Genomic DNA, 25,604 nt, shown 5'->3' on the forward strand with positions numbered 1-25,604 from the left:
TCGATCCGGCCATGCTGAAGGTGGGTCAAGCCTGCTTCCAGCAGGCTTGACCACGAACATAGGATCTCGACTCTACATGACCGGCAGTCGAGCATGGCTCGACGCTACAGAAGCCGATCAGGGCGCGGCGTTGGCGCCGGGGCGCACGTAGTAGGACTGGCCGCTGTCATCGACGAACATCAGCTCCGGCTTGCCCTGCCAGGAGGTGAGCATGGCGCCGGTGTTGTTCTGGTGCTTGACCATCAGGCTGGCGCCACGGTCCGGATTGGCGACGACCTTGAACACTTCGGTGGTGCCGGTGGCATCGTCCAGGGTGAGCAGGGCTTCGCCGCCGCGGTCGCTGGTGCCGTAGCCGCCGCGTTCGGAGCCGTCGGGACCGAGCAGGATCAGGCCGGACAGGGCGGTGGCGCGCGGCCCCTGGGTGCGGCCCTGGCTGAGCGGATCGGGAACCGGTGCGCCGAGGATCACCCGCGGCTGGCCGCTTGCATCGTGGATGATCAGCCCGCGTGCCTCGATGATGCGCTGTGGCGATTGGCTGCGATGCAGGCTCCAGGCGGTCCAGCCGGAAACAAGCAGGGCGAGGGTCGAGACCACCAGGGTGGTCAGCAGCAGCGCACGGGACATCGGGTCGTCCTTCCTTGGATGTGCCGACGATAGCGGATGCGGACCGGCAATGGCCAGTTCGTTGTGTGACGTTGTGTATCGTCAGTGGAAATCGCGACTGTGGCTGCGCAGTCCCTGCAGCAGTTCATCCAGGCAGTGCATGCGCTGCACGATGACGTGCTGCACGCCATCGACGCGTTCCAGGCGGCCATCGATCTGCATCAGCTGGGTATCGACCAGCACCCGGTGCTGGCGATCGGCCAGGTGCCGCCAGACCACGGCGTTGATCATGCCGGTCTCGTCTTCAAGGGTGAGGAAGGTGACACCGCTGGCGGTCTGTGGGCGCTGGCGCATGCGTACCAGGCCGGCGATGCGCACGCGACGGCCATGGCCATGGCCCGCCAGTTGCGCGGCATCCAGGCAGCCACGGCTGCGCAGCTGCGCACGCAGGAATGAGATCGGATGGCGGCCGAGGGTGGTGCCGGTGCTGCGGTAATCGGCCTGCATGTCCTCCCAGGCGCTGGGCAGGGGCAACGGCACGCGGGCTTCGGCGGTGGCGCGGGCCTGGTCGAACAGCGGCAGCCGGTTTTCCACGCCGGAGATATCCCAGCGTGCACGATGGCGATGGCCACTGAGCCCACGCAGCGCACCGGCATCGGCCAGCAGGCCCTGCTGGCGGCGATCCAGGGCGGTGCGCTGGCACAGGTCGCCCACATCGTCGAACGGGCGCCGCGCACGTTCGCGCATGATGGCCTGCACGGCGGGCTCGTTGCAGCCATCGACCAGGCGCAGGCCGAGCCGGATCGCCGCCGGCCCCTTGCTGAAATCCAGCGTGCAGTCCCAGTCGCTGTGGCGCACGTCCACCGGCAGCACGCGGATGCCGTGCCGGCGCGCGTCCTGCAGCAGCTGGTCGGGGCTGTAGAAGCCCAGCGGCTGGCTGTTGATCAGGCTGGCGGTGAACGCGGCCGGGTGATGGCATTTCAGCCAGCAGCTGTTATAGGTCAGCAGGGCGAAGCTGGCGGCGTGGCTTTCCGGGAAACCGTAATCACCGAAGCCCTTGATCTGCTCGAACAGGTGCTCGCCGTACTCGCGGCTGAAGCCGTTCTTCAGCATGCCGGCCAGCAGCTTCTCGCGATGCGGTTCCAGACCGCCACGGCGCTTCCACGCCGCCATCGAGCGGCGCAGGGCATCGGCCTGGCCCGGCGTGTAGCCGGCCGCTTCCACCGCCAGCTGCATCACCTGTTCCTGGAACAGCGGCACGCCCAGCGTGCGTGCGAACACGCGTTCCAGCTGCGGTGGGTAGAGCGGGTTGTCCGGGTCGTTCAACGCGTCCGGTCCCTTTTCGCGCAGGATCCGGCGCCGCTCCAGATAGGGGTGCACCATGTCGCCCTGGATCGGGCCAGGGCGCACGATCGCCACCTCGATCACCAGGTCATAGAACGTGCGTGGCTGCATGCGCGGCAGCATCGCCATCTGGGCGCGCGATTCGATCTGGAACACGCCGATGGTGTCGGCGGCGCAGATCATGTCGAAGGTCTTTGCATCCTTGGGCGGGATCGTATCCATGCGTCCTTCATGCAGGCCGTGCTGCTTCAACATCGCCAGGCATTTGCGGATGGCGGTGAGCATGCCCAGCGCCAGGCAGTCGACCTTCATCAGGCCGGTGGCATCCAGATCGTCCTTGTCCCACTGGATGACGGTGCGGTCGGCCATCGCCGCGTTTTCCACCGGCACCAGGGTCGACAGTGGATGCTCGGAGATGACGAAACCACCCGGGTGCTGCGACAGGTGGCGGGGGAAGTCGATCAGTTCGGTGGTCAGTGCCAGCAGGCGCTGCATCAACGGCGTGTCCGGATCGAAGCCGCGCTCGCGCAGGGTCTCGGGCAGCGGCACGTGGCCACCCCAATGGTCCATCGCCGCGCCCAGTTCGTTGACCTGGTCCATCGGCAGCCCCAGTGCGCGGGCCACGTCGCGGATCGCGCTGCGGCCACGGTAGCTGATCGCCACCGCGGTCAACGCCGCGCGCTCGCGGCCATAGCGCTTGAACACGTACTGCAGCACTTCCTCGCGGCGCTCGTGTTCGAAGTCGATGTCGATATCCGGTGGTTCGTCGCGTTCGGCGGAGATGAAGCGCTCGAACAGCAGGTTGCTGCGTGCCGGGTCGATCTCGGTCACGCCCAGTACGAAGCACACCGCGGAGTTGGCCGCCGAGCCACGACCCTGGCAGAGGATGTCCTGGCTGCGCGCGAAGCGCACGATGTCCTGCACGGTGAGGAAGTAGGAGGCGTAGTTCTTCTGCCGGATCAATGCCAGTTCGTGTTCGATCTGTTTGCGTTGTGCCGGTTCGATGCCGCCTTTCCAGCGCCAGGGGATGCCACGCTCGACCAGCACGCGCAGCCAGCTGTCCGGGTCGTGGCCTTCGGGCACCAGCTCGCGCGGGTAGGTGTACTGCAGCTGCTCCAGGGTGAAGTGGCAGCGCTCGGCGATGCGCAGGGTCTCGGCCAGCAGGGCGGGCGGATACAGCTGGGCCAGCGCGGTGCGCGGGCGCAGGTGGCGCTCGCCGTTGGGGAACAGGCGCCAGCCGGCCTCGGCCACGCTGCAGCGGTGGCGGATCGCGGTCAGGGTGTCCTGCAGGGCGCGGCGGCGGCGCACGTGCATGTGCACATCGCCGCTGGCCACCAGCGGCAGGCAGTGGCGTTCGCCGAAAGCCTGCAGCTGCTGCAGGCGGCGCGCGTCGTCGTGCTCGTGGTGCAGCTCCACCGCCAGCCACAGCCGATCAGCGAAGCCGGCGCGCAGCAGCTCCAGGTCGGTGGCGGCCGGTTGCCGGTCCAGCCACAGGCACAGCAGGCCGTCGGGCAGGCCGAGCAGGTCCTCGCGCAGGCAGCGGTATTCGCCCTTGGCGGCCCGTCGCCGGCAGGTAGTGATCAACTGGCACAAGCCGGCGTAGGCGGCCTGGTCGGTGCACAGCAGGGCCAGCTTCGGCCCGTCCTCGACCTGGAATTCAGCGCCGACGATCAGTGCCACGCCATGCGTCTTCGCCGCCTGCCAGGCGCGCACGATGCCGGCCAGCGAGCATTCGTCGGTGATCGCCAACGCGCGGTAGCCCTGGCCGGCGGCGCGCGCGAACAGTTCTTCGGCAATCGAAGCACCGCGCTGGAAGCTGAAGGCCGACAGGCAGTGCAGTTCGGCGTAGCCGGGCAGTTCGTTGTGCATGACGGCTCAGCCGAACCAGCCGTGCAGCATCCACGGCGCATGCGGGTCATTGCGCTCACGGAAGGCCCAGCCGCGCTGGCCGTGCGCGGTTTCCACCACGTAGTAGTCGCGGCGCGCGTCGGCCTGGTCCCACCAGCCTGATTCGATCCGCTCCGGCCCGGCGACGATGCGCAGGCGCGGGTCACGCAGCGGTTGCGGGGTGTCCAGCAGCCAACCGGGGCGCAGTGGCCAGTATGCCGGTGGCTTGGCCGCAGGCTGGGTGCCGCTGGCACGTTCGGGGCGATGGTCGGCCTGCACCGCCAGCGGCTGCACGGCGTCATCGCCCAGCCGCGCGCGCAGGCGCTCGCGCAGCTGGTTCCAGGGCATTGCCTGTGCCGGCCGGGTGTCGAACAGGTCACGCGCGGCGGGCACGAATGGTGGCAGTTGCTCGGCCTGCAGGCGCAGTGCACGGCTGCCGGCGGGCAGGGCAAAGGCTTCCATGCGGTTGCGCGCGATCTCGAACAGCAGCGCGGGATCGCGCTCGGGTGCCAGCAGGCCGATGGTCAGCACGCTGGCCGGCAGCAGGTCATGCTCGAAATGCAGGTCGAAGCGCTGCACGCCGCCATCGCGCGAACACAGGAATGCGGCCAGGTCCAGCAGCAGGCGGCGCAGCGGGAACAGCAGGGCCTGGCTGGATTCGATCTCGTATTCGAATTCGATGCGCGCATCGAAACGGTCCGGTGGCTGGTAGTAACGCAGTGGCGCGGTGGGCAGGCCGCGCAGCGCATCCAGCTGCTGCAGCACCTCGGGTGAGAAGCGCCGGGCCAGGCTGTCGCGAGGGAGTTCGAGCACCGCACCCAGCGTGCGCAGCCCGGAACGACCGAGCACGGTCACCGCGTCGCTGGGCAGGCCGCAGCGCGGCAACGGCAGCTGCGCCAGTGTCGCTGGCAGCTGCTGCGCATCGATGCCGAGGCCGTCGTGGACGTTGGCCAGCACGCGCGCGGCATGCGCGGTGGGTGCGGCCACCAGGCGATGGCGGAAACCAAGCTCATGCAGTTCGCCGCGCAGGCGCTTTTCGATCGTCAGCCAGTCACCGAACAGGGCGCGACTGGCTCCGATCTCCATGACCAGCGCGTGCGGAAAATCGAGGCTGACCTGCGAGCTGTAGGCGTAGGCCCAGCTGGCCAGCAGTTGCCGGGTGTGCTGTTCGGCGTTCGGGTCGTAGTCGTGCAGGTGCATGTCCTGCACCAGCACCTGCGCAGCCGACAGCAGCATGCCCGGGCGCAGCCCCGCTGCGCGTGCCGACGGGCTGACCGCACGCAGCACGCGGCGCTGTACCGGCCCCTGCAGCAGCACCAGTGGCCGCTGCGGGTCCGGCTGCAGGCGCAGTACGCTGTCCAGCGCCAGCTGCGGCAACAACAGGCAGGCCCAATGCATGGCGCAGCCTCAGTGGGCGATGGCCAGTGGCAACGGCTGTGCGGGTGGCAGGCCGCCACGGCACTTCAGCACCCGTACCTGGCCGTGGTCGAGCTGCAGGCGCAGGCTGGCCGGGGAGGGGTTGCGCGCTGCCTGCGCCTCGCGGAACACGAAGCCCAGGCACTGGCCGCTGTCGGCAGCCACCTGCAGGCGGCGCAGTGAGCGGTCGTCGGCCTGGTGTGGCCAGCACAGTACCGCCGCGCAGGCGGCCGAGCGCAGGCACTGTTCGGCAGCCCACAACGCCTGCTTCGGCGCGGCGTGGATGATCTGCAGCTGGGCCAGGTCCAGCCCGGCTGCAGCCCAGGCCGGGGCATGCGGGCGGTAGGGCGGGGCGACCAGCACGATCGGGCGGTCGCGCAGGCTCAGCTTCGCCAGCGCCGGCCAGACCAGGGCCAGCTCGCCCACGCCGGGCGCGGCCTGCAGCACCTCGCACAGCCCGCTGGCCGGCCAGCCACCGCCGGGCAGGCGCGCATCCAGTGCCGGGTGGCCGCTGGCCAGGTGATCGCTGGCCGGGCCCTGGCGGGCTGGGCCGCGCCACAGCTGGCGCCCGTCCAGCAGCCGGTCGAGGGCGACGACAGCACCCATCAGCCGGTCCTCCAAGGGAGGCGACGAGCGGGCTGGAAGCGGCAGGAACGGGCGGAAACGGCGGGCATGGCGCGAGTATCGACGAGCCGGTATCAGGGGCTGAGACCGGACATGCTACTCGCCTTGTGAGTAGAATTACTAATGAAATCGGAAGGTCGGGTTTCAGGTTGCTGAAGGCGTAAAGGAGTGCCGACCAAGGTCGGCACCCACCCGGCATGGGACGGAATGCCGACCAAGGTCGGCACCCACGGGCCCCGGTTAGGGGCGCACCGGCAACGCCACCGGGCGCAGCGGCGCGGCATCGCCGCCGCGGATCTTCAGCGGGCCGCCGATGAAGGCGAACTCATAGACCTTGTCGCGGGCCAGTTCGTCCAGCGCCACCAGCTCGATGATCGGCGCGCCCTGCTGGGCCAGCAGGTAGGTGTGCAGCGGCACGTAGTCGTCGGACACCTCCGAGGGGAAGGTCTCGAAGCTGAGGTTGTCGGCGCCGACGATCATCGCGCCGCTGTCCTCCACCAGGAAGCGCGCCGCGTCCAGGCCCATGCCCGGCGGGTTGGCCATGTAGGCCTTGGGCTGTTCGAACAGGCGCATGCGGCCGGTGCGGATCAGCACCACGTCGCCCTGCTGCAGCTTCACCTGCTGGCGTGCCAGCGCATCCTTCAGGTCCTGGCGGGTGACGCGGTAGCTGTCAGGCAGCATGTCCACGCCCTTGGCGCCGGCCACGTCGATCAGCACGCCACGCGCGATCAGCGGCGGGAATTTCTCGATGCCGGTGACATTCCAGCCACGGTCACCGAGGTGCTTGTCGGCCTCGAAGCCGTTCCAGATCTTTCCGTGGATGCCGAAGTGGTTCAGCGCATCGATGTGGGTGCCGGTGTGGCTGTACATCGAGAATGCGGTGCCGGTGTAGCTGCGGGTGAGGTTCATGGTCTCGCCCACGCCCATCGGATCATCCATCACCGTGCCGCGCGGGGTGTGGGTCATCCAGAACTGGTAGTGCGGGTCGCCGGCATCCTGCCAGCTGGGCATGCCGACGTAGTATTCGGTGGCCAGGTCATAGGCCTTGCCGCCACTGACCCGCGACAGGATCGCTGCGCGCGAGGCGTCGGTGATCAGGTTGAGGCGGCCGATCTCGTCCTTCGGCCCCCAGGGGCTGGTGCCGACCTGCTGGCCGGAGGGAACGCGTTCGTGCGCGGATACGGTGGTGGAAGCGGCGGTGCCGGCCAGCAGCAGGGCCAGCGCGGTGGCCAGGGTACGTGAGGTCATGGGGAGTCTCCTTGCAGGGTGGGGGATGGTGCGGCTCAGGCCGCGACCAGGTGCGCCAGGGCCTGGCGCAGTTGCGGCAGCGGCAGGGTCTGCAGGCGCAGGCCGTTGCCGCCGATCACGGTGGGAATGGAGCGGATGCCGAGGGCCGCGGCTTCGGCACGGTCGGCCTGCACACGCCGGGCTGCTGCGTCGCTGCGCATGTGGTCAGCGAAGGCGCCACGCGGGTGGCCCAGTGCTTCGGCGATATCCAGCAGTACTTCGGCGTCGCCGATGTTGCGGTGCTGGTGCAGGTGCGCCCACTGCACGGCATCGAACATCGCGCCATGGGCGTCGTTGCCACCGAGCATGCCGGCGGCCTGGCAGGCCAGTGCGCCGAGCCAGCCGGACGGATACTCGAAGTCCTGTGCGCGCATGCCTTCGATATCGATGCGCGCGGTGTCTTCATGCGCGGCGCAGTCGGTCCAGTGGCGCAGGATGATCGCCTTGGCGCGCTCCATCGAGCCGAACACCTCGACCATCTGCGCGCGCGAGTCCTGCAGCACGAAGCTGCGGTGACGCACCTGGATGCCGAGTTCGGCGGAGACCTGCTGCAGGCGCGGGGCCAGCACGAAGCACCAGCCGCAGACCACGTCGTGGAAGAAATCGACCACCGGCGCGGCGGTGGCGGGGGAAGGAACGGAAGACATCTGCCTGCCATCGGTGAGAGGGGAGGCAGCAGATTAGGCAGCGCGGCGTGGCTGAAACAGCACGCCGCGGGCAGCTCAGTTTTCGCTGGCGGTTACGAATCCAGGCCAGCGCAGCCGGGCAGCTCGGCGTGCAGGAAATCGATGAAGGCACGCACCTTGGGCTGCAGGTGGCGCGAGGTGGGGTAGACCGCATGCACGAAGCGCGGCGGATAACGGTGGTCGGGCAGCACCTGCTGCAGTTCGCCACGGGCCAGCGCCGGTGCCGCCAGGAACGAGGGCAGGGCGCCGATGCCCATGCCGGCCACCAGCAGGTCGCGCAGCAGCAGGCTGTTGTTGACGGTGACGCGCGCCGGCAGGGTGATCGTTACCTGCCCATCAGGGCCGAGCAGCGGCCAGCTGCCGGGCGAGTCGGACAGGCTGTAAGCCAGCACGCTGTGCGTCTGCAGATCGTCCACCGCCTGCGGTGCCGGATGCTGCCGCAGGTAGGTCGGGGCCGCGCACAGCACCTGCTGCAGCGAGGCCAGCCGGCGCGCCACCAGCCGCGAGTCATCCAGCTCGGCACGCAACCGCAGCGACACATCGAAACCTTCGCCGACCGCATCGAGCAGGCGGTCTTCCATCACAAGGTCCAGCGACAGCTGCGGGTGCTGCTGCAGGAAGCGCGGCAGCAGCGGCGACAGCGTGCTCAGCGCGAATGATTGCGGTGCATTGACGCGCAGGCGCCCGGCCACGTCGCCGCGCTGTTCGGCGATGCCGCGTTCCAGCGCCTCCAGCTCGTCGAGCAGGCGGCAGCATTCGCGGTAATAGGCGTGGCCGGTCTCAGTCAGGCTCATGCGCCGCGTGGTCCGCTGCAGCAGCACCACGCCCAGGTGCGCTTCCAGGGTGCGCAGCTGCTTGCTCAGGCCGGCCGGCGACATGCCCAGGTCTTCGGCGGCGCGGGCCAGCCCGCCGCGTTCGACGATGCGGCGGAAGGCACGCATCAGGTTGAAGGAATCCATGCCGGTCCCGGGCGCTATGAGGGCGCCATTGTAGATCCACGCCATGCATGGATGTGGGAAACGTGGTGCCGTCCACGATGGTCATCCACCGGGGAGCGCGCCGGGTTGCGCCGTTTGTTCAAGCCGGCGCCCCATACGCGGCGCCAGCATGCAGGCCCCTTACTTTCCGGATTGCCCATGAAGCACTGGATGCTCCGCCTGTATGCCCCGTTGTTCCTGCTGGGTTTCGTTGCCGCCGCCGTCGCCTGGGTCGGGCACCTCCACGGCGACCCGCTATGGCTGCTGGCCTTGCTGGCAGTTGCCATCGCGGTCTCGTTCGCTGCCGAACGTGCTTGGCCGTATGACCCCGCGTTCAACCACGATCACGGCGACAGCCTGCGTGACACCCTGCATGCGCTGGTCAACGAGAGCCTGAACCTGCTGTCGATCGCGGCGGTGCCACTGCTGGCAGCCATCATTCCGTGGCAGGCCTGGCCGCTGCAGTGGCCATTCGCGCTGCAGGTGCTGCTGGCCGTCATCTGCGCCGATCTCGGCATAACCCTGGTGCACTACGCCAGCCATCGCATCGGCTGGCTGTGGCGGCTGCATGCGGTGCATCACAGCGTGACCCGCATGTATGGTTTCAACGGACTGATGAAGCATCCGCTGCACCAGGCGGCCGAAGCGGTCGGTGGCGTGCTGCCGCTGCTGGTGCTGGGCCTGCCGATGCCGGTGGCTGCGGTGCTGGCCTTCGCCATTGCCATCCAGCTGCTGCTGCAGCATTCCAACGTGGACATGCGCCCCGGCGTGCTGGGCCGGGTGATGGCCTGGGCACCGCTGCATCGCTTCCACCACATGCGTTACGGCACCGCCGGCGACGTCAACTTCGGCCTGTTCCTGAATGTCTGGGATCACCTGCTGGGGACCGCCTTCGATGCGCCCGGCTATCGGCTGCAGCAACGCGACCTCGGCATCGGCAGCCAGCCGGACTATCCGCGTGACTATCCCGGGCAGCTGCTGGCGCCGTTCCGCGAACTGCCGCATGGCGAGGTACCGGAGCTGCCGGAAGGTCTGCGCAGGCGCGAATGATCGAACATGTCAGACCGCGTGCAGCTGCAGGCCCTGCAGCTGCGCGGCACCGATGCCGAACATGCGGCGCAGGCTGCGTGACAGATGGGCCAGGTCAGCGAATCCGGCCGCGTGCGCGCTGTCGGTCAGGCTGTGCCCGCGCAGATGATGCATCAGTGCGCGGCGCAGCCGTTGCCACAGTACCCAGCCGCGCAGGGTCACCGCCAGATCGGACTGGAAGCGCCGATGCAGCTGGCTGGCCGACAGATGCGCCGCCTCGGCGATATCGGCAGCCGGCACCGGGCCGGGCAGGTGCTCGGCGATACGGGACAGCGCGGCTTGCACGCGGCGGTCCAGCGGTTGCGGGCGGCTCAGCCGTGGCAGCCAGTCGTGCAGCGCCAGCGCGTTGCCCGGCAGCGCGTGCAGGTGCTGCTGGATCTGTTCGGGATCGGCATGCGCCGGTTCGAGGAACACCGTACAGCCCGCTTCCGGCGCCGACAGGATTGCGTGCGGCTGGAATGACGGCAGCCACAGCCGTTGGCCCTGCTGCCGCACCCCATCAACCTCGACCTGCCAGGGCGCGGCTTCGCTCAGCAACAGTTGATGGGCGTAGTGCGCGTGCGTATCGCTGCCACCGGCGTGGCCCTGCAGCACGGCCACGTGAGCATCCAGCAGCAGCGTGCCATTCCAGGGCAGGGCGGGAGAGGACATGGAGGAATTGTAGATCCACGCCATGCGTGGATGAATCTCCATCGAAATTGATTGATTCGACGATTGATCGAAGAACATCCACGCATGGCGTGGATCTACTGCAGATTGCGGCGAATTGTCCAAGGCGGGGTGGGTCCGGTTGCGGGGGCGTGAGCCGCATGGATGCGGCGACCGAGCTTACATGGACGTACTTGCAGCGGCCCCCGCAACCGGACCCGCCCCGCCACCCCACAGGAAGCCCGCTGTTGCTTCGGCTGTTGCTTCTGAGGTTGCCGGCCAGCGGCCGGCACTACCGCGGGTGCCGGGCGCAGCCCGGCCGCGCGTACCCTCACCGCCCCTGCGGATCCGGCCGGTGATGCACGTACTCGACCACGGTGCCATCGGGATGCACCGCATTGAACGCCGCCCCGGTCGGTACCACCTGCAGCGGGAAGATGATTTCAGCGCCAGCCGCCACCAGCTTGTCGTGATAGGGCCGAACGTCATCGACCAGCAGCGTCCCCGTGGTCGAAGTGAACGGCGCCAGCGCCGCCTTGCTGCCCTCGATCAACAGGAACGCACCGACCATTGCCAGACGCAGCCCGGCCTCCGGAAACGGGAACCCCGCATCGGCCACCACACCCTGCAGCTGCTCGTAGAACGCCACGCTGCGCTCCAACTCCCCCGGGGCCACGAACACCCGGATCAACACGCGCGGCGCGCGCTGGCTGGAGGTATCACAGCGGTCGCGCCAGAGATGGTCGAAGTCGCGATGTACGGTCATGGGCTCGATTCGTGGCCAGGGATCTCCATTATCAGCAGCCTCGCGCGGCGCGCTGATGACCGCCGGTGATGGCCTGATAACCAGTGGCTGGGGTCGGCCTGTGACTTAGGTCCTGTTGACAGGTGTGAACGCCCTCGCACAATCTTCACATGATTGGGTCGCCCTGCGCGGCCCGGACAGGCAGGTTGTCACGCCGGGAGGAGGGTCCCAGGCGCAGACCGGCCCGTCCTTCGGCCTGCGGGACGTTGCCTGGCAACCCCTGTGCGGCATGAACGCTGCACCCTTCGGCGGCACTTTCCCTGGACCGATTGCCTTGGCAACGGAATTACGCCTGTCGATGAAAACGTTTACAAAGCCGCTTGCACTGTCCTTGGCCCTGTCAGCCGCACTGGCCGCCCCGGCCTGGGCCGACCCCGCCGCGTTCACTGTGCTGACCCTGGAACAGGCCCCGACCGCCGAGGCCATGCCGGCCCTGGCCGCCCAGCTGAAGACCCTGCAGGTGGACGCGGTGAGCGTGCGCCAGGTGCAGCGCGGCATCGACCAGGTCGATCCGTTGCAGGTGCTGGCCGACGGCCTGGGCTACGAGTACCGCTTCATTGCGGCGGGCAAGGACGATGGCCAGACCCAGCGCGGTCAGGCCGTGCTGACCCGGCTGCCGATTGCCGCTGAGTCCGGCCCGGACCAGCCGGGCCTGAACTACCTGCGCCTGGACGATGGTCGCCACACCGTGGCGGTCTACACCGATGCTGGTGCAGGTGCCGCGCAGCTGCCGGCGCTGGTCACGCGTTCGCGGCTGGGCGCACCGGCGGTGCTGCTCGGCGCAGTGGCCGGTGAATCGGCCAAGGCCGCAGGCTTCGACCCGGCACGTGTGGCGCTGGAAGCCGATGCCAGCTATTTCAGCGACGGCTTCCAGGCCGCCAGCAGTGCACCCTTCAAGGTGGAAGGCAGCGCCCTGCGTGCCACGCTGCTGACCCTGGCCTATGCCGCCGACAAGCACGGCGACAGGCCGTGGATGGACACCACCCTCAACGCCGATGCGCGCGCTGCGCTGCTGCTGAAGGCGATGACCGAGGATGAGAAGTTCCAGATGCTGCACAGCTACTTCGGGCTGGGCAAGGATGGTGGCCCGCTGCCGGAAGGCGCGGTCGGGTCGGCCGGTTTCGTGCCGGGCGTGGCGCGGCTGGGCATTCCGTCGCAGCAGTCGGCCGATGCCGGCGTCGGCGTGACCAATCCAGGCGGCATCCGCCCGGGCGATTTCGCCACGGCGATGCCGTCGGGCCCGTCCACCGCCTCCAGCTGGAACCGTGCGGTCGCCTTTGCCGGTGGCGCAGCCATGGGCCGCGAAGCGTGGCAGCAGCGCTTCAACATCCTGCTGTCGGGCAGCGTCAACCTGCAGCGTGACCCGCGCAACGGCCGCAACTTCGAATATGCCGGTGAAGACCCGCTGCTGGCCGGTTCGATGGTCGGCGCGCTGATCCAGGGCGTGCAGAGCCAGCACGTGATCTCGTCGATGAAGCACTTCGCGCTGAACGACATGGAGACCCGGCGCAACTTCCACGACGTGCGCATCGGCGAACAGGCCATGCACGAGTCCGACCTGCTGGCCTTCGAGATCGCGCTGGACGCCGGCCGCCCGGGCGTGGCGATGTGCTCGTACAACAAGATCAACGGTACCTACGGCTGCGAGAACGGCTACCTGATGAACCAGGTGCTGAAGCAGGAATGGAAGTTCCCCGGTTTCGTGATGTCCGACTGGGGCGGCGTGCACAGCGGTTCCAAGGCAGCGCTGGCCGGCCTGGACCAGCAGTCTGCCGGTGAAGTGTTCGACGCAGCGGTGTTCTTCGATGAGCCGCTGCGCCTGGCCGTGCATGGTGGCGTGGTGCCGCAGGAACGCCTGAACGACATGGTGGCGCGCATCCTGCGCACGATGTTCCTGCACGGCAACTTCGACAACCCGCCGCAGCACCAGAAGGTCGATGCCGAGGCTGGCTTCGCCGTCGCCCAGCGCACGGTGGAAGAAGGCAGCGTGCTGCTGCGCAATGAAGGCAACCTGCTGCCGCTGGCCGACAGCGTGAAGCGCATCGTCATCATCGGTGGCCACGCCGACAAGGGCGTGATCGGTGGCGGTGGTTCGTCGATGGTGGGCGTGACCGCCAAGGGCACCAACGCGGTGCCGGGCGTGCTGCCGACCACCTGGCCGGGCCCGGTGATCTTCCACCCGTCCTCGCCGCTGGAGTCGCTGCGTGCGGCGCGTCCGGATGCAACTTTCGAGTATGTGGATGGCACCAATGCCGCCGCTGCGGCCAAGGCCGCCGCGCAGGCCGATGTGGCCATCGTGTTCGCCACCCAGTGGGCGGCCGAATCGGTGGACCTGCCGGACATGCAGCTGCCGGACAATCAGGACGCGCTGATTTCGGCGGTCGCCAAGGCCAACCCGAAGACCGTGCTGGTGCTGGAAACCAACGGCCCGGTGCGCACGCCGTGGCTGGCGCAGGTGCCGGCGATGCTGCAGGCCTGGTACCCGGGCATCCGCGGTGGCGAAGGCATTGCCGCGCTGCTGACCGGCCAAGTCAATCCGTCCGGCCGCCTGCCGGTGACCTGGGTGGTGGACGAATCGCAGCTGCCGCGTCCGCACATCGACGGCCTCGGCTTCAAGCCGGCCAAGCCGTTTGGTGATGTGTTCGATTTCGATATCGAAGGCGCCAACGTCGGCTACAAGTGGATGGCGGCCAAGGGCCTGACCCCGACCTTCGCCTTCGGCCACGGCCTGTCCTACACCTCCTTCGCCTATGAGAACCTGAAGGTGAGCGTGGAGGGTTCGCGCCTGGTCGCCAGTGTCGACATCCGCAACACCGGCAAGCGCGCCGGTGCCGACGTCGCCCAGCTGTACCTGAAGCTGCCGGCTGGCAGCACCACGCCGATCCGCCTGATCGGCTACGACAAGGTGACCCTGCAGCCGGGCGAACAGCGCCGCATCCGCATCGAAGCCGAGCCGAAGACCCTGGCTCACTACGATGCGCAGGCCCGCCAGTGGAAGATCGATGGCGGCACCTACCAGGTGCAGCTGTCGCGCAACGCCGCCGAACCGCTGCAGACGGTGGACGTACAGCTGGTGGAGCAGGTGCTGCGCTGAGACTTGAAGGCATGGCCCCGCAAGGGGCCATGCAAAAAAGGGGACGGAGGGGATTAAGTCGTTTATGCATAAACGACTTAATCCCCTCCGTCCCCTTTTTTCAGGTGACAAACCACCCGCGCAGGAAATCGATCAGCTGCCGCACCTTCGGTGAGGGCTGCGTGCTGTGCGGGTAGACCGCGTACACGCTCTGCTGCGGGAACCGGTGCTGGCGCAGCACCGGGCGCAGCCGGTCCTGGGCCAGGTCGTCCTCGATCAGCCAGCGTGGCAGCACGGTGACCCCGGCGCCGGCCACGGCGAAGGCGCGCAGGCTGCTGGCACCATCCACGCGCACCACTGCGTTGCCCGGGTTGGTGGCAAACAAGGCGTCGCTGCCATCAGCCGCGACGACCGGTACATCGGCCAGGCGCGGATAGCCCAGGCGGGGCAGGGTGCCGAGCTGTGCCGGGTCATCGACAGCCTCGGCAGAGGGCAGGCGTGCCAGCAGGGACGGAGCCGCCACCGCGCACAGTGGGTGCCGTTCCAGTTCGCTGGCGCGCAGGCCCGAATCGGGCAGGCGGCCGAGGCGGATGGCCAGATCGAAGCGTTCGGGAATCAGATCGGCCGGTGTCGGTGAGGTCGACAGGTGCAGCTGCAGGGCCGGATGCCGCGCACGGAATGCCTCCAACGCAGGAATCAGGCGTAGCTGGGCGTACTCCGGCGTGGTGGTCAGGCGCAGCACGCCCTGCAGCTGGTGCTGGTCGCGGCGCGCGGCATCGATCGCTGCCTGTGCGGCATCCAGCGCCTGCACGCAGTGCTGCAGGAACTGTTCGCCGGCCTCGGTCAGGGCCAGGTGGCGGGTACTGCGCAGCAGCAGGGTCACGCCCAGCTCCTGCTCCAGCCGTTTCAGGTTGAAGCTGACCACCGCGCGGCTCAGGCCCAGGCGATCGGCGGCGGCGGTCAGGCTGCCGGCCTCGACCACGGCGCGGAAGATATCGAAACGATCGAGGCTGACCATGGCGGTCCATTGTCAAAACATATTTGACAGTGTTGCAGCTGTCGTCGTGTTTTTCCAACAAGGCCCGGACCGCATGCTGACCGCTTGCCCGCTGGAGTGCCGCCGATGCCGTCCCCCCGCCTGCGCCATGAGGCGATCTTCCTGCTGGTGTTCGCCCTGGATCTGGTCAACATGTTCATCGCCACGGTGGCCTATCCGGCATTGGCAGCGGAGCTGCACGCCGATATCAGTACCCTGGCCTGGGTGGGCACCGCCTACATGCTGGGCCTGAGCGTGGTGATTCCGCTGGCGCCCTGGCTGGCCGCGCGTTGTGGTGAGCGCCGCCTGCTGCTGGTGGCGTTGCTGCTGTTCGCGGTTGCCGCTGCGCTGGCCGGCGCAGCACCGGGTATCGGCTGGCTGCTGGGCTGGCGCCTGCTGCAGGGCCTGGCCGGTGGCCTGCTGATTCCGGTGGCTCAAGCGGCAGCGTACCGACAGTGCAGGCCCGACCAGCGTGGCGCGCTGACCCGCCGCATCCTGCTGGTGGCGCTGCTGGTGCCGGCACTGGCGCCCGCGCTCGGTGGGCTGCTGGTGCAGTGGTTGTCCTGGCGCGGTGTGCTCTGGGCCAGCCTGCCGCTGGCCGTGGCGGCGATTGGGCTGGTGCTGGCGTGGATGCCGGCCGACGGCGCGCGTGGTGCGCCACGCCTGCAGGCCTATGCGCTGTCCACCGCGATGCTGGCGCTGGGCGCGCTGCTGCTGGCGCTGACCTGGCTGGGCGAACCCGGCCATCGGGCCGCCGGTGCCGTACTGCTGTTGATCGCATTGCTGTTGGCAGCGGCCCACCTGCGGCATGCACGGCAGCAGGTGCAGCCCCTGCTGCGCTGGTCGCTGCTGTCCCATCGGGGCCTGCGGCTGGCGATGCTGGTCTATCTGGCAGTGCCCGGTGTGTTCATCGGTAGCCAGCTGGTCAGCACGCTGCAGTTGCACCAGGCAGGCTACAGCGCGGCGCGCATCGGCGCACTGATGCTGCCGTGGGCGCTGGCCTCGGCCATGGCGATCACGGCCAGCAAGCGCCTGCTGGCTCGCTTCGGACCAGCCTCGGTGCTGCGTGCGGGCATGCTCCTGCAGGCCTGCGGCCTGTTGTTGATGGCGCTCCTGCCACACCCGGTCTTTGCCATTGCAGCATGGTTGTTTGCCTTGATGGGCGCTGGCGGCAGCCTGTGCAGCAGCACGGCGCAGACGCTGGCCTTCCATGGGGTCGAGGGCGAAGCATTGGGCGATGCCAGTGCGCTCTGGAACCTCAATCGCCAGCTCAGCTTCTGCCTGGGCACCGCGGCCATCGCGCTGCTGCTGGCCTTGGCCATGCAGTGGCTGCCGGCCCGCGCCACCGGCGTGGCGCTGGGTCTGGCCGCCGTACTGACCCTGCTGCCGATGGCGTTGCTGCGCCGGCCGCAGTTGCCCACCCTTTCGCAACCGGAGAACACCTGATGGATACCACCGCAGAACACGAAGTCCACCACCTGCACGACAAGCTGCAGGCCTGGTTCCGCGCCGACGCCGGCACCGACGCACTGGAGAACCTGATGGCGCATTTCTGCGCGGACTTCAGCATGGTCGGCATCGCGGGTCGCAGGCTGGATCGGAATGCCGTGCAGGAACTGTTCGCGGGTGGTCATGGCGCGCGTCCAGGGCTGCAGATTTCCATCGACGCCGTGCAGGCGGTGGAAGCGCCTTCACCGCTGGCGGTGCTGCGCTATCGCGAAGGGCATGCGATCGATGGCGGCGAGCCCGTATGGCGGGAATCGCTGGCGGTGCTGCGGCGGGAAGAGGGGCGTTGGCGCTGGCTGGCGCTGCATGAGGTAACGGCAGCCTGATCGGTAGTGCCGGCCGTTGGCCGGCAACCGCGTACCGTGCCCGAGGTGGATGAAGTTGCCGGCCAGCGGCCGGCACTACCGGTTGCCGACGAGCGCAGCAGCTGGTCGCACATGTGCCATCAGTCCTGCCTGCATCCACCGCAGAATGCAAAGCCTGCACACACTTCACGGCACGGGGCAGGAGTAGGCTTGAGGCTTTCCTGCCGGGAGGGGTTGTCCATGCGTGTGCGTGCCGTTGCTGTAGCCATCGCCCTTTGCCTGTCCAGCACCTTGCTGGCTGCCGATACCCCGCCGATGACCCCGGACATCAGCGGCAAGCCCTTCGTTGCCCCCGATGTCGGTCGTGACTACGACAAGCGCGTGGTGATGGTGCCGATGCGTGATGGCACCAAGCTGTATACGGTGATCGTGGTGCCCAAGGGCGCCCGCAATGCCCCGATCCTGCTGACCCGCACGCCCTACGATGCCGCTGGCCGCGCCAGCCGCAGTGATTCGCCGCGCATGCGCGACCTGCTGCCGCAGGGCGACGAGGTATTTGTCGATGGCGGTTACATCCGCGTATTCCAGGACATCCGCGGCAAGTATGGCTCCGAGGGCGATTACGTGATGACCCGGCCGCTGCGCGGACCGTTGAACAACACCAAGGTGGACCACTCCACCGACGCCTGGGACACCATCGACTGGCTGGTGAAGAACGTGCCGGAGAGCAACGGCAAGGTCGGTATGCTCGGCTCGTCGTACGAGGGCTTCACCGTGGTGATGGCGCTGACCGACCCGCACCCGGCGCTGAAGGTGGCCGCGCCGCAGAGCCCGATGGTGGATGGCTGGATGGGCGACGACTGGCTCAACTACGGCGCGTTCCGCCAGGTCAATTTCAACTACTTCGCGATGCAGACCGAGAAGCGCGGCAAGGGCACGCCGCTGCCCAGCCTCGGCTACGATGACTACAGCACCTTCCTGCGTATCGGTTCGGCCGGCGACTACGCGCGTTTCACCGGCGTGGACCAGCTGACCTGGTGGAAGAAACTGGTGGAGCACCCGGCCTATGACGGCTTCTGGCAGGGTCAGGCGCTGGACGCGGTGATGGCGAAAACACCGTTGAAGGTGCCGACCATGTGGCTGCAGGGCCTGTGGGACCAGGAGGACATGTGGGGCGCCAACCACGCCTACCAGGCAATGGAAGGGCGCGACAGCGGCAACAACCGCAATTACCTGGTGATGGGGCCGTGGCGGCACAGCCAGGTGAACTACAGCGGCAGCGAACTGGGCGCGCTGAAGTTCGACGGCGATACCGCGCTGCAGTTCCGCCGTGATGTACTCAAGCCGTTCTTCGACCAGTACCTGGTGGACGGTGCGCCGAAGGCGGACACGCCGCCGGTGCTGATCTACAACACCGGCGAAAACCACTGGGATCGCCTGAAGGGTTGGCCGCGCAGCTGCGACAAGGGCTGTGCCGCCAGCAGCAAGCCGCTGTACCTGCGGGCCGGCGGCAAGCTGGCATTCCAGGCGCCGGCGGCGGGCGAGGGGGACTTCGAGGAGTACGTGTCCGACCCGGCCAAGCCGGTGCCGTTCGTGCCGCGTCCGGTCCGCTTCGGTGACCGCGATATGTGGACCACCTGGCTGGTCAAGGACCAGCGCTTTGTCGATGGTCGCCCGGACGTGCTGACCTTCATCACCGAACCGCTGACCGCGCCGCTGCGCATCGGCGGCGCGCCGGTGGTGCACCTGCAGGCCTCGACCAGTGGCACCGACAGTGACTGGGTGGTGAAGCTGATCGACGTGTATCCGGACCAGGAAGCGTCGACGCCGGAGATGGGTGGCTACGAGCTGCCTGTGTCGCTGGCGATCTTCCGTGGCCGCTACCGCGAAAGCTTCAGCGATCCGAAGCCGCTGGCGGCGAACCAGGTGCTGCCGTACCGCTTCGACCTGCCCAATGCCAACCACACGTTCCAGAAGGGCCACCGGGTGATGGTGCAGGTGCAGTCCAGCCTGTTCCCGCTGTACGACCGCAACCCGCAGACCTACGTGCCGAACATCTACCTGGCCAAGCCAAGCGATTACCAGAAGGCCACGCAGCGGGTCTGGCACAGCGCGGCGCAGGCGAGCTACATCGATCTGCCGGTGTATTGAGGCGGAGAGGATGACGCCGGGCATAGCCCGGCAGCACGCGGTAGTGCCGGCCGCCGGCCGGCATCCGCGATGGCGCGGGAGCGTGTCGACCAAGGTCGACACCTACCAGAGCGGAGCCATGGCAGGTCGATTCAGGCGGGTGTGGTAGTGCCGGCCGCTGGCCGGCATTTCTAAGCTCAAGGATAAATGTTGTCGCTAGTCAGCAGCCCGCTGTCGAACTTCCGAAAGAGTTCGGCGATAGATTCGGCGATGGGCTTTCCCCGGCTGATGTCGAGATCGCCCAGATCGAATGAGATGATCTGTCCGCGACTGAGCGGGCAGAGATCGAGCGCGATGAGCGTCGATCCACCGTCCGTTCCAATGCCCATCAGGTAGTCGCCAAGATAACGACGGATCTGGTAGCTGCGGTTGAGCTGAATGATGGTGGCGATGGACCATAGGTCCACATAAGCATGAGGGAACACGCAGCGCCCACCGTTTGACCACTGCAGGAGCCGCATGAAGTCTTCGGGAATCGCAGCTTCGACCCAATGCGCCTGCAGCGTACGCAGATCGTCCGCATGCGCGCCCGCCTCGGGTATCCATGGGCTTTGGATACTTCGGATGAAGATCGGCGTGCGAGGTTGATCCTGGTTTTCCACGCGGAGTCCCTGTGGTCAGCCCTACCACGATGGCGCGGCCCATCTTTGGCGGCAATGGGCATATGCGACATGCGCAAAGATGTGCCGGGAGTGCAGTCGCCTTCTGGGAGTGTCGACCAAGGTCGACACCTACCAAGGCGGGGCCATGGCATGTCGATTCAGGCGGGTGCAGTAGTGCCGGCCGCTGGCCGGCGTTCGCGATGCGAAGAGCGTGTCGACCAAGGTCGACACCCACCAGAGCGGGGCCATGGCATGCCGATTCAGGCGGGTGTGGTAGTGCCGGCCGCTGGCCGGCATCCGCGATGGCGCAGGAGCGTGTCGACCAAGGTCGACACCTACCAGAGCGGAGCCATGGCAGGTCGATTCAGGCGGCTGCGGTCGTGCCGGCCGCTGGCCGGCATCCGCGATGGCGTGAAGCAGAAGCTGCTATCCGACCTTTGAGGGCCCGGTGCGCCAGCGGCTGGGTACCAGTCCGAAACGCTTGCGGAATGCAGCCGCGAAGTTGCTGGGGTGGCGGTAACCACTGGCGGCCGCAGCCTGCTCGACAGTCCAGCCGTCTTCGCGCAGGCCCTGCTCGGCGTGGCGCATGCGTTGTTCGTGCAGGTAGTCGAACACCGAGCAGCCGTACTGCTGGGCGAAATGACGGCGCAGCGAACTTGGGCTCATGCAGGCCAGCTGGGCCAGTTCGATCAGACTATGCGCGTGGCTGGGATCGTCATGCAGGTAGGCACGCACGCGCTCCAGGCGCTCGCGCTGGCCAGCCCGCAGCGTTCGCACATGATCGGTCTGCAGATCCTCGGCCTTCAGCCCAACGGCCAGCAGCTGCAGTGCGACGCCTTCGCGCCACAACGCGTCGATGCCGTCCTCCCATGGGCTTTCGAACAGCTGGCCCAGCACCGGCAGCAGGGTATGCGGAATGGCCCAGTGGCGGCATTCCAGGTGGGTGTTGAGCGCGGTCTCCAACTGTGGCAGCTGGAACAGGTCCGGATCGATCTGGCCGGGCACCATCACGCTGACGCCGCGCATGCGCGTTTCGCCAGGATGCGCACCCGTCATCTCAACCTGTTCGCGGTGGTGCGCGGTCATCGCCGTACCAGCACGCAGGGTGAAACCACCACGTCGCGGAATGCGCACATCAACCTGGCCCTGCAGCATCACGCGGATGGCCAAGCCGGGACTCTGCTGGGCGGTGGCGACATAAGGGAAGCGATTATGGACGTCGGAGGCGATCAGGCTCATGCCGCCGCGCAGGAACTGCTCGTTGACCTCGCCATGGCCGGCCCACTGGTCGTCGCGCAGGTGTTCCGGGTCGGCGCGGTAATCGAAGCCATGGCGGTGGCCGAAGCGGCGGTAATCAGCAAAAGTGAAATATCGGGACATCGCTCGGCACGTGCTTTGGAGGTGGACGCTGGCATTACCTCGCCCACGCGCTCTGCAATGCAGATGCAGATCCCGTCGTTACCCGTGCAGACATGCTGGGAAGCAGGGGCGTGGGCACTCTGGATAGTGGGGGAACACCAGGTTGAATGGAATGTGTCGAAGAAACTGGAAACGTTTCCCATTGTCGCCTTGATTCGCGCGCTTTTGATTTCAATATGGTCAAAACGATTGACGAATACGGCCAAAGTGAAAATGCCGCCGAACATACGCCAGCGTTTTGCATGCATATCCGTACGCAATTCCATACATCAACTTGAGTTGAGGTTTCATGGCTGGAACGATCACCCGTAGACGCGATGTCGGCCGGGCCGTCACGAGCGGGCGCGTAGGGTGGGGCGGTTGGCCATTGCAGGTCACATCGATACCCCCACTGATGGAGAACGCAGATGATTGACTACCAGCTCACCGGCAAGACCGCGATCGTGACCGGCGGCGTGTCCGGTATCGGCCTGGCCGTGGCGCAGACGCTGGCCGCATCCGGTGCCCGTATTTCGGTCTGGGACCTGAAGCAGGATGCAGTCGATGCCACCGTGACGCAGCTGCGCAGTGCCGGTGCACAGGCCATCGGCATTGCGCTGGACGTTACAGACGACGCGGCCGTGGAGGCGGCGGTGCAGCGCACGATCAAGGAACTCGACGGCCTGCATGTGGCGGTCAACAACGCCGGTATCGGCGGGCCGGCCGCAAGCAGCGGTGACTATCCGATCGATGGCTGGCAGCGGGTAATCGACGTCAACCTCACCAGCGTGTTCCTGTGCCAGCGTGCGCAGATCCGGGCAATGCGAGCCGCTGGAACCGGCGGCAGCATCATCAACATGGCCTCGATCCTGGGCCAGGTGGGGTATGCCGGTTCCACCGCTTATGCGGCGGCCAAGCACGGCGTGGTCGGGCTGACCCAGACAGCCGCGTGGGAACATGCCGCCGACGGCATTCGTGTCAACGCGGTCGGCCCGGGCTTCATCAGCACACCCCTGCTGGAGAAGATGGACCCGAAGGTGCGCGCCACGCTGGAAGGCCGTCACGCCTTGAAGCGGCTGGGTACGGCCGAGGAAGTGGCGGCGCTGGTGGCCTGGCTGGCCAGCGACGATGCCTCGTTCGCGACCGGCGCGTACTACGCCATCGATGGTGGCTACCTGGCGCAGTGAGCGAATGCGGTCAGTAGATCCACGCCATGCGTGGAGGAATGCGTGCGGTGAAGAAGGCGTGCCATCGCCTTCACTCCCGCCCTACGACCGCCGAGCAAGGCTCCGGGAAAAACCGCCGGAGCCTTTGCCATGGAACTCACCCAGGATGTCTCGATCCTGCTGCGCGTTGCCGCAGCGATGCTGTTCGGCGGCGTGCTCGGCGTCGAGCGCGAGATGGGCAAGCACGCCGCTGGCCTGCGTACGCACATGCTGATCGCAGGGGCCGCCGCGTTGATCGTCGGCCTCGGCGACTCGGTGGCCGAGCATTTCCAGCAAGAGCGTTACCGCGACCTGCTGCAGGTTGATCCGGTGCGCCTGATCGAAGCGGTGGTGGCCTGTGTCGGCTTCGTTGCCGCTGGCACCATCCTGCGTGGGTCACGCGAGGACCAGGTCAGCGGCCTGACCACGGCCAGCTCGCTGATCATGGCAGCGGCCATCGGGATTGCGGTGGGGATCAGCAAGTACGTGATCGCCATCGGGGTGAGCGTGCTGTGCGTGCTGGTGCTGGCGGTGATGCGGCGGTTGGAGAAGAAGATCTAAGGGGTTGAGGGAGTGGGATCAGAGTCCCTTCGGGGGATCTGATCGTGATTCCAAGGCGGAGTTGAAGCAGTCAGGTCTGCTGCGAAGTGTTGCGCTGCAGGATGGCCAGTGCTCTGGCCAGCATCTGGTCAGGAACATCCGTCGTAGCGCCGTACAGATCTGCGATTCCCACTTCAACGCAGGAACAGATCAGGTCATTCAACTCCTCGTGCTTGTCTGTGGCGATCTGCCCCAACAGAGATGGCGGCAATGGATCGCCTCGACCCGCTATCTGAAGCTCTGAGCCTGCCTGATCCCAGTCTGGCAGGGCCATGGGTTCGCCCGAATCCGGATATGCGCGCAGGTGGGCGATGAGCGCATCCAAGCCTGCATGATTGAGAAGGTTCGCTTCAGCGTAGCCGGCCAGACAGTCAGCTGCCTGTTGCTGCATGGACTGCAGGTCGCGGGTGGGGGCGAGTGTCATTCGTGTACCAGAGATGGGGCAGGATCCAGTGTGGTGGATGCGCGCCACTGTCTCAACCGCCTTAATGGTCGTACCAATAATTGATTCTAGCCCTATGGTCTAATAGGCTCTTCGCGCAATCAGCGGTTCAATCTGCGTCCAGTGGCTCCATAAATCCATTATTGGTACGACCAATAATGCTGGAGCCCATGACCGCCCACCCCTGCGGTGTTGAACCCGTCCCCAGTCGAGAGCCCTCATGCAGCCCTGGCAACACCTGTACGACCCCGCCGGCAACCTGTGGTTGTCCAGCCTGATCGCGCTGCTGCCGATCGCGTTCTTCTTCGTTGCCCTGGCCGTGCTGCGCATGAAGGGCTGGCTGGCCGGCACGATCACCGTGGCCATCGCGCTCGGCGTGGCCCTGCTGTTCTACCGGATGCCGTTGCCCCAGGCGCTGGGTGCGGCTGGCTTCGGCTTTGTCTATGGGTTGTGGCCGATTGCCTGGATCATCATCGGCGCGGTGTTCCTCTACAAGGTCTCGGTCAAGACCGGACAGTTCGACATCATCCGTGCCTCCATTCTGTCGGTCACCGAAGACCAGCGCCTGCAGATGCTGATGGTCGGCTTCGCCTTCGGTGCGTTCCTGGAGGGCGCAGCCGGTTTCGGTGCACCGGTGGCGATCACCGCGGCGCTGCTGGTCGGGTTGGGCTTCAAGCCGCTGTACGCGGCCGGCCTGTGCCTGATCGTCAACACCGCGCCGGTCGCCTTTGGTGCGATGGGCATTCCGATCATCGTGGCCGGGCAGGTCACCGGTCTGGATGCCTTCGAGATCGGCCAGATGGCTGGGCGCCAGCTGCCGTTCCTTACGATCATCGTGCTGTTCTGGATCATGGCGATCATGGATGGCTGGCGCGGCATCAAGGAAACCTGGCCGGCAGTGCTGGTGGCCGGTGGTTCGTTCGCCATCGCGCAGTATCTGACCTCCAACTTCATCGGCCCGGAGCTGCCGGACATCACCGCGTCGCTGGCCTCGCTGGTCTGCCTGACGCTGTTCCTGCGCCGCTGGAAGCCGGTGCGGATCTTCCGTTTCGATACCGAAACCAGCGCCGAGGCGGCCGCACAGGCGCTGGAGGCGCCGCGCTACAGCGTCGGCCAGATCGCCAAGGCATGGTCGCCGTTCCTGATCCTCACCGCGATGGTCACGCTGTGGAGCATCAAACCGTTCAAGTCGCTGTTCGCGGCGGACAGCCCGCTGGAAAGCTGGGTGCTGAAGATCCCGGTGCCGGGCCTGGACCAGATGGTGCAGAAGATGCCGCCGATCGTGGATGCACCGCTCAGCTACGAGGCGATCTACAAGTTCGACTGGTTCTCGGCCACCGGCACCTCGATCATCCTCGCCGCTGTGATCGCCATCATCGCGCTGCGCATGCCGGCCCGTTCGGCGCTGCAGACCTTCGGTGAGACCGTGCGTGAGCTGCGCATGCCGATCTACTCGATCGGCATGGTGCTGGCCTTCGCCTTCATCGCCAATTACTCGGGCCTTTCGGCGACGCTGGCGCTTGCACTGGCGCACACCGGTGATGCGTTCCCGTTCTTCTCGCCGTTCCTGGGCTGGTTGGGCGTGTTCCTGACCGGCTCGGATACTTCATCCAACGCCTTGTTCTCGGCACTGCAGGCGACCACTGCGCAGCAGATCGGCGTGTCCGACGTGCTGCTGGTGGCGGCCAACACCACTGGTGGCGTGACCGGCAAGATGATCTCGCCGCAGTCGATCGCCATTGCCTGCGCGGCGGTCGGCCTGGCCGGCAAGGAATCGGACCTGTTCCGTTTCACGGTCAAGCACAGCCTGATCTTCACCACGATGGTCGGCCTGATCACCCTGGCCCAGGCTTACTGGCTGACCTGGATGATTCCCTGAGC

At 67.1% G+C, this 25,604-nt stretch carries 22 protein-coding genes; 9 read left to right on the forward strand and 13 right to left on the reverse strand.

Translation table 11 applies throughout. The features are described from left to right. Nucleotides 1-117: 117 nt before the first annotated feature. The 7 genes from ACX9OT_RS02415 to ACX9OT_RS02445 all read right to left on the reverse strand — a co-directional run bounded on the left by ACX9OT_RS02415 (nt 118) and on the right by ACX9OT_RS02445 (nt 8,851). The gene (locus ACX9OT_RS02415) at nt 118-624 is read right to left on the reverse strand and encodes a hypothetical protein (RefSeq protein WP_006373615.1); all 507 of its coding nucleotides are present in this window, start codon (nt 622-624) and stop codon (nt 118-120) included. A gap of 81 nt (nt 625-705) precedes the next feature. Continuing rightward, nucleotides 706-3,816, reverse strand: coding sequence for an error-prone DNA polymerase (locus tag ACX9OT_RS02420; protein ID WP_459000703.1), 3,111 nt, complete (start codon nt 3,814-3,816; stop codon nt 706-708). A gap of 6 nt (nt 3,817-3,822) precedes the next feature. After that, on the reverse strand, nt 3,823-5,232 hold the full coding sequence (locus tag ACX9OT_RS02425) for a Y-family DNA polymerase (RefSeq protein ID WP_459000705.1): 1,410 nt from the start codon (nt 5,230-5,232) through the stop codon (nt 3,823-3,825). A 9-nt stretch (nt 5,233-5,241) separates the two neighbouring features. Next, complete coding sequence (gene imuA, locus ACX9OT_RS02430) at nt 5,242-5,856, reverse strand: translesion DNA synthesis-associated protein ImuA (protein ID WP_459000707.1); 615 nt, start codon at nt 5,854-5,856, stop codon at nt 5,242-5,244. Between the two features lie 258 nt (nt 5,857-6,114). Then, nucleotides 6,115-7,122 (reverse strand): cyclase family protein, encoded by a 1,008-nt coding sequence (locus tag ACX9OT_RS02435; RefSeq protein ID WP_121503546.1) that lies wholly within the window; start codon nt 7,120-7,122, stop codon nt 6,115-6,117. A 35-nt stretch (nt 7,123-7,157) separates the two neighbouring features. Next, nucleotides 7,158-7,808: a DsbA family oxidoreductase gene (locus ACX9OT_RS02440; RefSeq protein WP_049461586.1), complete on the reverse strand. Its 651-nt coding sequence runs from the start codon at nt 7,806-7,808 to the stop codon at nt 7,158-7,160. A 92-nt stretch (nt 7,809-7,900) separates the two neighbouring features. Continuing rightward, the gene (locus tag ACX9OT_RS02445; RefSeq protein ID WP_459000710.1) at nt 7,901-8,851 is read right to left on the reverse strand and encodes a LysR family transcriptional regulator; all 951 of its coding nucleotides are present in this window, start codon (nt 8,849-8,851) and stop codon (nt 7,901-7,903) included. A gap of 132 nt (nt 8,852-8,983) precedes the next feature. Between ACX9OT_RS02445 and ACX9OT_RS02450 the strand changes: the two genes are divergently transcribed. Continuing rightward, a complete protein-coding gene (locus ACX9OT_RS02450; protein WP_459000712.1) occupies nt 8,984-9,874 on the forward strand; it encodes a sterol desaturase family protein in 891 nt (296 codons plus the stop codon). A 9-nt stretch (nt 9,875-9,883) separates the two neighbouring features. On the opposite strand, the gene ACX9OT_RS02455 is transcribed toward ACX9OT_RS02450, so the two are convergent. Further along, the gene (locus tag ACX9OT_RS02455; protein ID WP_459000714.1) at nt 9,884-10,588 is read right to left on the reverse strand and encodes a helix-turn-helix domain-containing protein; all 705 of its coding nucleotides are present in this window, start codon (nt 10,586-10,588) and stop codon (nt 9,884-9,886) included. A gap of 304 nt (nt 10,589-10,892) precedes the next feature. Beyond that, a complete protein-coding gene (locus ACX9OT_RS02460) occupies nt 10,893-11,327 on the reverse strand; it encodes a VOC family protein (RefSeq protein WP_049422820.1) in 435 nt (144 codons plus the stop codon). A gap of 337 nt (nt 11,328-11,664) precedes the next feature. Here ACX9OT_RS02460 and ACX9OT_RS02465 point away from each other — a divergent pair, with 337 nt between their 5' ends. Beyond that, complete coding sequence (locus ACX9OT_RS02465) at nt 11,665-14,460, forward strand: beta-glucosidase family protein (RefSeq protein ID WP_459000717.1); 2,796 nt, start codon at nt 11,665-11,667, stop codon at nt 14,458-14,460. A 100-nt stretch (nt 14,461-14,560) separates the two neighbouring features. Here ACX9OT_RS02465 and ACX9OT_RS02470 read toward each other — a convergent pair whose 3' ends face one another. Then, the gene (locus ACX9OT_RS02470; RefSeq protein WP_459000719.1) at nt 14,561-15,457 is read right to left on the reverse strand and encodes a LysR family transcriptional regulator; all 897 of its coding nucleotides are present in this window, start codon (nt 15,455-15,457) and stop codon (nt 14,561-14,563) included. 105 nt (nt 15,458-15,562) lie between these two features. Here ACX9OT_RS02470 and ACX9OT_RS02475 point away from each other — a divergent pair, with 105 nt between their 5' ends. The 3 genes from ACX9OT_RS02475 to ACX9OT_RS02485 all read left to right on the forward strand — a co-directional run bounded on the left by ACX9OT_RS02475 (nt 15,563) and on the right by ACX9OT_RS02485 (nt 19,437). Continuing rightward, nucleotides 15,563-16,921 carry an MFS transporter gene (locus ACX9OT_RS02475; RefSeq protein WP_458075353.1) on the forward strand — a complete coding sequence of 453 codons (1,359 nt, stop codon included), beginning with the start codon at nt 15,563-15,565 and terminating at the stop codon, nt 16,919-16,921. Next, nucleotides 16,921-17,307, forward strand: a complete 387-nt coding sequence (locus ACX9OT_RS02480; RefSeq protein WP_189721050.1) for a DUF4440 domain-containing protein — start codon at nt 16,921-16,923, stop codon at nt 17,305-17,307. Before ACX9OT_RS02475 ends, ACX9OT_RS02480 begins: the two co-directional genes overlap by 1 nt. A gap of 219 nt (nt 17,308-17,526) precedes the next feature. Then, nucleotides 17,527-19,437 carry a CocE/NonD family hydrolase gene (locus ACX9OT_RS02485; RefSeq protein ID WP_459000722.1) on the forward strand — a complete coding sequence of 637 codons (1,911 nt, stop codon included), beginning with the start codon at nt 17,527-17,529 and terminating at the stop codon, nt 19,435-19,437. Between the two features lie 176 nt (nt 19,438-19,613). Here ACX9OT_RS02485 and ACX9OT_RS02490 read toward each other — a convergent pair whose 3' ends face one another. Continuing rightward, on the reverse strand, nt 19,614-20,078 hold the full coding sequence (locus tag ACX9OT_RS02490) for an SMI1/KNR4 family protein (protein WP_180845432.1): 465 nt from the start codon (nt 20,076-20,078) through the stop codon (nt 19,614-19,616). A 315-nt stretch (nt 20,079-20,393) separates the two neighbouring features. Between ACX9OT_RS02490 and ACX9OT_RS02495 the strand changes: the two genes are divergently transcribed. Then, nucleotides 20,394-20,519, forward strand: coding sequence for a hypothetical protein (locus ACX9OT_RS02495; RefSeq protein ID WP_260467346.1), 126 nt, complete (start codon nt 20,394-20,396; stop codon nt 20,517-20,519). On the opposite strand, the gene ACX9OT_RS02500 is transcribed toward ACX9OT_RS02495, so the two are convergent. Next, nucleotides 20,505-21,458, reverse strand: a complete 954-nt coding sequence (locus tag ACX9OT_RS02500; RefSeq protein WP_049398445.1) for a helix-turn-helix transcriptional regulator — start codon at nt 21,456-21,458, stop codon at nt 20,505-20,507. The genes ACX9OT_RS02495 and ACX9OT_RS02500 overlap by 15 nt on opposite strands. 446 nt (nt 21,459-21,904) lie before the next feature. On the opposite strand from ACX9OT_RS02500, the gene ACX9OT_RS02505 reads away from it, so the two are divergent. Then, nucleotides 21,905-22,663: an SDR family NAD(P)-dependent oxidoreductase gene (locus ACX9OT_RS02505; RefSeq protein WP_107431442.1), complete on the forward strand. Its 759-nt coding sequence runs from the start codon at nt 21,905-21,907 to the stop codon at nt 22,661-22,663. Nucleotides 22,664-22,792: 129 nt separating this feature from the next. Continuing rightward, nucleotides 22,793-23,242, forward strand: coding sequence for an MgtC/SapB family protein (locus ACX9OT_RS02510; RefSeq protein ID WP_049422814.1), 450 nt, complete (start codon nt 22,793-22,795; stop codon nt 23,240-23,242). A 70-nt stretch (nt 23,243-23,312) separates the two neighbouring features. Here the strand turns inward: ACX9OT_RS02510 and ACX9OT_RS02515 are convergent, their stop codons facing one another. Beyond that, nucleotides 23,313-23,705, reverse strand: coding sequence for a hypothetical protein (locus tag ACX9OT_RS02515; RefSeq protein ID WP_049422813.1), 393 nt, complete (start codon nt 23,703-23,705; stop codon nt 23,313-23,315). Nucleotides 23,706-23,943: 238 nt separating this feature from the next. On the opposite strand from ACX9OT_RS02515, the gene lldP reads away from it, so the two are divergent. Further along, nucleotides 23,944-25,602, forward strand: coding sequence for an L-lactate permease (gene lldP, locus ACX9OT_RS02520; protein ID WP_459000726.1), 1,659 nt, complete (start codon nt 23,944-23,946; stop codon nt 25,600-25,602). Nucleotides 25,603-25,604: the final 2 nt, after the last annotated feature.

The sequence above is a fragment of the Stenotrophomonas genospecies 3 genome, from assembly GCF_054473855.1.

What these genes read in the sequence shown, in the direction of transcription:
- ACX9OT_RS02415 (WP_006373615.1), bottom strand. Translation starts at nt 624, where the DNA reads ATGTCCCGTGCGCTGCTGCTGACCACCCTGGTGGTCTCGACCCTCGCC.
- ACX9OT_RS02420 (WP_459000703.1), bottom strand. Translation starts at nt 3,816, where the DNA reads ATGCACAACGAACTGCCCGGCTACGCCGAACTGCACTGCCTGTCGGCC.
- ACX9OT_RS02425 (WP_459000705.1), bottom strand. Translation starts at nt 5,232, where the DNA reads ATGCATTGGGCCTGCCTGTTGTTGCCGCAGCTGGCGCTGGACAGCGTA.
- imuA (WP_459000707.1), bottom strand. Translation starts at nt 5,856, where the DNA reads ATGGGTGCTGTCGTCGCCCTCGACCGGCTGCTGGACGGGCGCCAGCTG.
- ACX9OT_RS02435 (WP_121503546.1), bottom strand. Translation starts at nt 7,122, where the DNA reads ATGACCTCACGTACCCTGGCCACCGCGCTGGCCCTGCTGCTGGCCGGC.
- ACX9OT_RS02440 (WP_049461586.1), bottom strand. Translation starts at nt 7,808, where the DNA reads ATGTCTTCCGTTCCTTCCCCCGCCACCGCCGCGCCGGTGGTCGATTTC.
- ACX9OT_RS02445 (WP_459000710.1), bottom strand. Translation starts at nt 8,851, where the DNA reads ATGGCGTGGATCTACAATGGCGCCCTCATAGCGCCCGGGACCGGCATG.
- ACX9OT_RS02450 (WP_459000712.1), top strand. Translation starts at nt 8,984, where the DNA reads ATGAAGCACTGGATGCTCCGCCTGTATGCCCCGTTGTTCCTGCTGGGT.
- ACX9OT_RS02455 (WP_459000714.1), bottom strand. Translation starts at nt 10,588, where the DNA reads ATGGCGTGGATCTACAATTCCTCCATGTCCTCTCCCGCCCTGCCCTGG.
- ACX9OT_RS02460 (WP_049422820.1), bottom strand. Translation starts at nt 11,327, where the DNA reads ATGACCGTACATCGCGACTTCGACCATCTCTGGCGCGACCGCTGTGAT.
- ACX9OT_RS02465 (WP_459000717.1), top strand. Translation starts at nt 11,665, where the DNA reads ATGAAAACGTTTACAAAGCCGCTTGCACTGTCCTTGGCCCTGTCAGCC.
- ACX9OT_RS02470 (WP_459000719.1), bottom strand. Translation starts at nt 15,457, where the DNA reads ATGGTCAGCCTCGATCGTTTCGATATCTTCCGCGCCGTGGTCGAGGCC.
- ACX9OT_RS02475 (WP_458075353.1), top strand. Translation starts at nt 15,563, where the DNA reads ATGCCGTCCCCCCGCCTGCGCCATGAGGCGATCTTCCTGCTGGTGTTC.
- ACX9OT_RS02480 (WP_189721050.1), top strand. Translation starts at nt 16,921, where the DNA reads ATGGATACCACCGCAGAACACGAAGTCCACCACCTGCACGACAAGCTG.
- ACX9OT_RS02485 (WP_459000722.1), top strand. Translation starts at nt 17,527, where the DNA reads ATGCGTGTGCGTGCCGTTGCTGTAGCCATCGCCCTTTGCCTGTCCAGC.
- ACX9OT_RS02500 (WP_049398445.1), bottom strand. Translation starts at nt 21,458, where the DNA reads ATGTCCCGATATTTCACTTTTGCTGATTACCGCCGCTTCGGCCACCGC.
- ACX9OT_RS02505 (WP_107431442.1), top strand. Translation starts at nt 21,905, where the DNA reads ATGATTGACTACCAGCTCACCGGCAAGACCGCGATCGTGACCGGCGGC.
- ACX9OT_RS02510 (WP_049422814.1), top strand. Translation starts at nt 22,793, where the DNA reads ATGGAACTCACCCAGGATGTCTCGATCCTGCTGCGCGTTGCCGCAGCG.
- ACX9OT_RS02515 (WP_049422813.1), bottom strand. Translation starts at nt 23,705, where the DNA reads ATGACACTCGCCCCCACCCGCGACCTGCAGTCCATGCAGCAACAGGCA.
- lldP (WP_459000726.1), top strand. Translation starts at nt 23,944, where the DNA reads ATGCAGCCCTGGCAACACCTGTACGACCCCGCCGGCAACCTGTGGTTG.